This window comes from Candidatus Obscuribacterales bacterium, assembly GCA_036703605.1.
In the GTDB taxonomy this organism is placed as follows: Bacteria; Cyanobacteriota; Cyanobacteriia; order RECH01; family RECH01; genus RECH01.
Map to the genome: position 1 here is coordinate 1 of DATNRH010000431.1, position 5,684 is coordinate 5,684.

General features: G+C 56.9%; 6 protein-coding genes. All 6 read left to right on the forward strand.

What is annotated here, in order from left to right; genetic code table 11:
* The first annotated feature begins 140 nt into the window (after nucleotides 1-140).
* Complete coding sequence (locus V6D20_08810) at nucleotides 141-2,312, forward strand: hypothetical protein (GenBank protein HEY9815877.1); 2,172 nt, start codon at nucleotides 141-143, stop codon at nucleotides 2,310-2,312.
* Nucleotides 2,313-2,500: 188 nt separating this feature from the next.
* Complete coding sequence (locus V6D20_08815) at nucleotides 2,501-2,941, forward strand: Fur family transcriptional regulator (GenBank protein ID HEY9815878.1); 441 nt, start codon at nucleotides 2,501-2,503, stop codon at nucleotides 2,939-2,941.
* A gap of 163 nt (nucleotides 2,942-3,104) precedes the next feature.
* Nucleotides 3,105-3,854: an SIMPL domain-containing protein gene (locus V6D20_08820; GenBank protein HEY9815879.1), complete on the forward strand. Its 750-nt coding sequence runs from the start codon at nucleotides 3,105-3,107 to the stop codon at nucleotides 3,852-3,854.
* 137 nt (nucleotides 3,855-3,991) lie between these two features.
* Nucleotides 3,992-4,312: a glutaredoxin 3 gene (grxC, locus tag V6D20_08825; GenBank protein HEY9815880.1), complete on the forward strand. Its 321-nt coding sequence runs from the start codon at nucleotides 3,992-3,994 to the stop codon at nucleotides 4,310-4,312.
* A gap of 2 nt (nucleotides 4,313-4,314) precedes the next feature.
* Nucleotides 4,315-4,809, forward strand: a complete 495-nt coding sequence (gene tadA, locus V6D20_08830; GenBank protein HEY9815881.1) for a tRNA adenosine(34) deaminase TadA — start codon at nucleotides 4,315-4,317, stop codon at nucleotides 4,807-4,809.
* A gap of 82 nt (nucleotides 4,810-4,891) precedes the next feature.
* Nucleotides 4,892-5,684, forward strand: a 793-nt coding sequence (locus tag V6D20_08835) for a magnesium chelatase domain-containing protein (GenBank protein ID HEY9815882.1), incomplete at its 3' end; no start/stop codon positions are given.

Below are 5,684 nucleotides of genomic sequence, written 5' to 3' on the forward strand. Positions count from 1 at the left end.
TGTCTTCCTCGTTAGATCGTCAGGGAGGCAGGCTCTAGGTCTTAAGGTTATCTGGCCGCCATTGGACGCGCATCATAGTTATGGTACAGGAGCGATCGCCTTCACCGGATTCTTCCATCAGCTTCGAGATGAGCCGAGACATGACTCCGTCTCCAGAGGCTCCTCGCATGTTGGATATGCCCAGTTTGCCGCGCCCTGCGCCGCCGCCAACCCCATCGAATCTGCCACCGCAATCGAGTCTGCCGTCTAAACCACGGCAGCCAGCGCGATCGCCCAAGTCGCGATCGCCCTTACGTTCAATGTTGCGATCGCCCATTCGAGCCTGGTCTCGTCGTGCGGTGCCGCCGGTTCGTCCTGTGTCAGCCCCGTCGCCCGTACCAGTCCCGCCACCCGCGCCGCCAGAACTAACACCCATCCCTTTAGATCCGCCGGTGGCCGTCGTGTCACCGCCCGCCGTGCCGCCGCCGCGATCGCCCCGGCCGCCGGTGGAGCGTCGCCCACCCAAACGGTTAATAGCCATCGGACGTTCCCTGGCCTGGACATCCCTATGGGTGGGTGCGCTGGCCCTGTCGGGTGGCTTGAGTATGGTGGCCTATCAGCGGTTAACCGATCTACCGCCGGTGCCCGACTGTCGTGAACTATCGCCTCTGTCGGCGGATGCAGAACGGTTGTTTTGCGCCCGCGAAGCCGCCCAGTCAGGCTATTTGGGCGATTTAACCAATGCGGTCGATTTAGTACGAGATTGGCCCGAAAATCATCCCTTGCAGCGAGAGACGCAGGTGCTGCTCCAAGATTGGTCGCGGGCCTTGCTGAAGCTGGCCAAGGCTGAAATTGAGCAGAGCAACTTGTTTGGCGCAGTGGATATTGCCAGTCGAATTCCTGCCAACAGCCCTGTTTATGAGGAGGCCCAAGAAGCGATCGCGGCTTGGCAATATCAGTGGCAAGAAGGCGAGGCTATCTATGACGAAGCTCAAGTTGCGCTGCAGCAGCAAGACTGGGATGAGGCGACGGCGCAATTGCGAGCCCTAGGGCAACTGCAAAACGACTATTGGCGACAGCAAAAGGTAGATGCCCTCGCCCAACAAATCTTGCTAGAGCAAGAAGCTTGGCGGGTGCTGCAGCAGGCCCGGCAGCTAGCTGCCCAGCCCAATCCTGAGCAACTGGGCGCTGCGCTGCGGTTGGTGCAGACGATTTCGCCCCAGAGCTATGCTTGGCGGGCCGGGGAGGCGGAACTGAATCGCTGGAGCCAGCTTTTGATCAGCTACGGAATGCAGCAGTGGGAGCAGGGTAACCTAGAGGAAGCGATCGCCCTTGTGGAACCGGTGCCGCCGGATCCGAATCTTGCACCAGAGGCCTACGATTTTCTGCAGTTTAGCTATGCCCAGCGGCGGGCTAAGGTGGATATTGGTTTTTGGAAGCCTACCCTAGCCCATCTGGTAGGATTGCTGGAGGCGATCGCCACAGCGCAGCAGATTCGCCCCGAAAGTCCGTTTTATGACCAAGCCCAAGCCAGTTTGGTGCAGTGGCAGGCTCAGGTAGAAGACGGTCTGCACCTCAACCTTTCTGATGCTATTGCCCAATTGGGTAGCCAGACGGCCTTAGATCTAGCGATCGCCTATGCAGGGCAGATCGAAGCCGATCGTCCGCGTCGCCTCCAGGCCCAGACCTTGGTGGCCCATTGGCAACAAGAAATCCAACGCCTAGAAGACCGACCGATCTTGCTACAGGCTCAGCAACTGGCCGGGGAAAACACCATTCCTAGTTTGCAAGCGGCCATCACCCAAGCCCAGCAGATTTCCCAAGAACGGGCTTTGCGGATTGAGGCCCAAACCGCGATCGCCACCTGGCGCAAGCGCATCGAGTTGATTGAAGATCAGCCCTTGCTCGACGAAGCGATCGCCCTGGCTCAAGAGGGTCGTTTATCCGATGCCATTCGGGCCGCCCAGCGGATTGACAGCGATCGCGCCCTCTATGCCGACGCCCAAGGGCAAATCCAAGCCTGGCAGTCTAGTTTACGCAACCAAGCGATCGCCACCGACCAGCCGCTGCTGGATGAAGCCTATTCCCTGGCTGCCCGCCAGTGGTATTCTGCAGCGATCGATGCGGCATCCCGCATTGGCCCCGATCGCCCTTTGTACGGCGATGCTCAGGCTGCCATCGGGCAATGGCGTATCGAACGGGATGCCTTGCTGCAGCAGTGGGGCGTGCAGTCAGCCCAAAGCTCCCCAGAACCAGCCCCCAGCCGCTCGCAGCCAGCTAGCCCTGCGGATGACAATGTCTATCGAGACTATTACAGCCCCACACGCCCTTAAACCCTGGACTGCACACTAGGTGAACCTTAGCGATCGCTGTCAGGCTAGGGGAATTTAAGTTAAAGTAGGATTGAGTACGACTTAACGCGTAGCCTAGTCAGGGTCAGGCAAACGCTCGGACTCGTTGTGATCATTCAAACTATTCTTCCAAATCGTTTACTGAGATAATACAAGGGTACTTACTGGCTATGCAACAGGATGCGATCGCTCAAACCCCTCTTCGTTCCTTGGATGATGCTGTGGAACGATGTCAGACCCTTGGAATGCGCCTGAGTAAGCAACGACGTTTCATTTTAGAATTACTGTGGCAAGCCCAAGAGCATCTGTCTGCACGGGAAATTTACGATCGCCTCAACCAGCAAGGCAAAATTATTGGTCACACCTCGGTCTACCAAAATCTAGAGGCCCTATCCGATCGAGGGATTATTGAATGCATCGAGCGATCCGACGGTCGGCTCTATGGCAACATTAGCGACCCCCACAGCCATGTCAACTGCCTCGATACTCAGCAGATTATGGATGTACATATCGAGTTGCCGGCTGATCTGTTGCGCCAAGTAGAAGAAAAAACTGGTGTGCGCATCACCCAATACTCCATTGACTTCTACGGCTATAAGGCAGCGCAGTAGGGGAGCGTCGGTCGATCCCAAGCCGCTCCAGACGCAGGCTAGAGATTGAACCCAGGGGCAATGTTGTTACCAAAACTGCAACCTTGCCGCGCCCCTGAGCGAGATATGTCAGAGTAAATATGTTCCCCCTGGATGACCTCCTGGATTTCAAGGACATGATTCGATGACTACTCAGCTTTGTCGCGGTTCTCGCTCTACCCTACTTCGCTACGGTTTGCCCTTACTGCTGGGTCTTCCCCTCGTGATCGGCAGCGTCGAGTACCTCTTCCCCCAACCGGCCGCCGCCCAAGAACAGATGATGCGCACCCTCACCGTCACAGGTACTGGCGACATTGAAATTCCCACAAGCCTCACTCTCGTGCAGCTTGGCGTAGAAGTGCAGGAGCGCACAGCCGAGGCCACCCAAGAAGCGATCGCTGAGCGCTCCAGCTCCCTAGTAGAATTTCTGCGATCGCAAAATGTCAGTGAGCTACAAACCACGGGCATCAACCTCTACGCCCGCTATAACTACAACGATGGTAGCAATACCCTGATCGGCTACACCGGTAGCAACACCGTGAGCTTCCAAGTGCCCACCGATCGCGCCGGCGAAATCCTCGACCAGGCCGTCTCTGCTGGAGCCACCCAAATCAACGGCGTCAGCTTTGTGGCCACCGATGAAGCGATCGCCGCCGCCCAGGCCGAGGCTCTGCAGGCTGCCACCCAAGAGGCTCAACAGCAGGCAGATGTAGTCTTAGCCAGTTTAGGGTTAAGCCGCCAGGAAATTGTCAGCATTCAAATCAATGGAGCAACGCCTCCCCCCATGGTGCCGATGTATGAAGCCGCGATGTTGAGCGATCGCGCCGCTAGCTCGCCGGTGATCGGGGGCGACCAAACAGTATCTGCCTCCGTTACCTTGCAAATTCGCTACTAGTTCATATCGCTCCAGGGGTGATCGGGTCTACCAGGCAATCACCCCTAGGCCGCTGAGCCTGTTTATACTATCCGTTCAAATCATCAAAATCGAGATAAGCTAGGGATCAGCACTGATCACCAACTGGAGCGATCGCTATGTTTGATGCTCTCAACTCTTTCCTGGGTCGGCATCCAGAACGCATGAAAGCTCAGGTAGAAATCTACACCTGGCAAACCTGCCCCTTCTGCATTCGCGCTAAGATCCTGCTGGGCTGGAAAGGCGTGTCCTACACCGAATATAAAATTGACGGCGACGGTGCTGCCCGAATGCGCATGGCAGAACGGGCCAATGGTCGTCGTTCAGTACCCCAAATTTTTGTGAATAACCAGCACATTGGCGGCTGTGACGATCTCTATAGCCTCGATCGCCAAGGACAGCTCGATCCCTTGTTGACCCAAGATATGGCCGACGCTTAGCCGTGCAGATTCCGCCGCCTGTACTCACCGATGCCATCTACCTCACCCATTATCATTGGATGAGTCGAGCGATCGCCCTAGCGGCGGCGGCGGGTGCAGCCGGGGAGGTGCCGGTGGGTGCTGTGATTATTAATACCGACCAGCAACTGATTGCTGAAGGCGAAAATCGTCGAGAACGCGACCATGATCCCACCGCTCACGCAGAAGTGGTGGCCCTTCGCCAAGCGGGTGCCGTCTTGGGCACCTGGCACCTAGACGACTGCATCCTCTACGTCACTCTCGAACCCTGCCCCATGTGTGCTGGGGCGATCGTCCAATCTCGTCTAGCCCAAGTGGTTTACGGCACCGATGACCTCAAGGCCGGTGCCCTACGAACCGTGCTGAATATTCCCGACAGTGCCGCCTCCAACCATCGTCCCCAAATCTGGACGGGCATTTTGGGTAGCACCTGTCGGCAACAACTGCAAGACTGGTTTGCCCAGCGTCGCCGCTCATAACTTACCTACAGTTCCGCAATTCTCCCTAGGACGTTTATCTCTAGGTCGGGCAAGCTAGAAGGGGTGCATTTGGACAGACCGTATGCTAGCGAGAATTTGGAGTGCTGCTTTAGTTGGCATTGATGCCATCAAGGTTGGCGTTGAGGTCGATTTATCCGGTGGCTTACCGGGTACGGTAGTCGTGGGTTTACCAGATACCGCCGTGCAAGAATCGCGGGAACGGGTAAAAGCAGCGCTAAAAAATGCTGGCTACGCCTTTCCCATGAAGAAAATTGTAGTGAACCTAGCTCCGGCTGACCTGCGGAAAGAAGGGCCCAGCTTTGATCTCCCGATCAGCGTGGGTATTTTAGCTGCTTCTGAACAAGTGGCGATCGATCGCCTAGATGCGTACCTATTCTTGGGAGAACTGTCCCTGGATGGTAGTCTGCGTCCCGTGGCAGGGGTGTTGGCAATCGCTGCTGCCGCCAAGCGTATGGGTATCCAGGGTATGGTGGTTCCTGAAGCCAATGCCCAAGAGGCAGCCGTTGTAGAAGGATTAGCGGTCTACGGTTTTGCGAACCTAGCAGCCGTTGCTGACTTTTTGAACGATCCAGCTCACTATCAACCGCTGCACGTTGATGGCCGGGCGGCCTTGGCGCGATCGCCTCTTACCTCTCTCGATCTCAAAGATGTGAAGGGACAAGCCCAGGCCCGTCGTGCCTTAGAAATTGCGGCCGCCGGTGGTCACAACCTTGTCTTCGTCGGGCCACCCGGCAGCGGTAAAACCATGCTAGCCCGACGCTTACCCGGCATTTTGCCGCCCCTGAGTTTTGATGAAGCCCTAGAGGTCACCAAGATCCATTCCGTGGCTGGACTCCTGCGCGATCGCGGCTCCT

Bases quoted from the DNA above. Each gene is read 5' to 3' on its own strand.
- V6D20_08820 (HEY9815879.1), top strand. From the start codon at position 3,105: ATGACTACTCAGCTTTGTCGCGGTTCTCGCTCTACCCTACTTCGCTAC.
- V6D20_08810 (HEY9815877.1), top strand. From the start codon at position 141: ATGACTCCGTCTCCAGAGGCTCCTCGCATGTTGGATATGCCCAGTTTG.
- V6D20_08815 (HEY9815878.1), top strand. From the start codon at position 2,501: ATGCAACAGGATGCGATCGCTCAAACCCCTCTTCGTTCCTTGGATGAT.
- grxC (HEY9815880.1), top strand. From the start codon at position 3,992: ATGTTTGATGCTCTCAACTCTTTCCTGGGTCGGCATCCAGAACGCATG.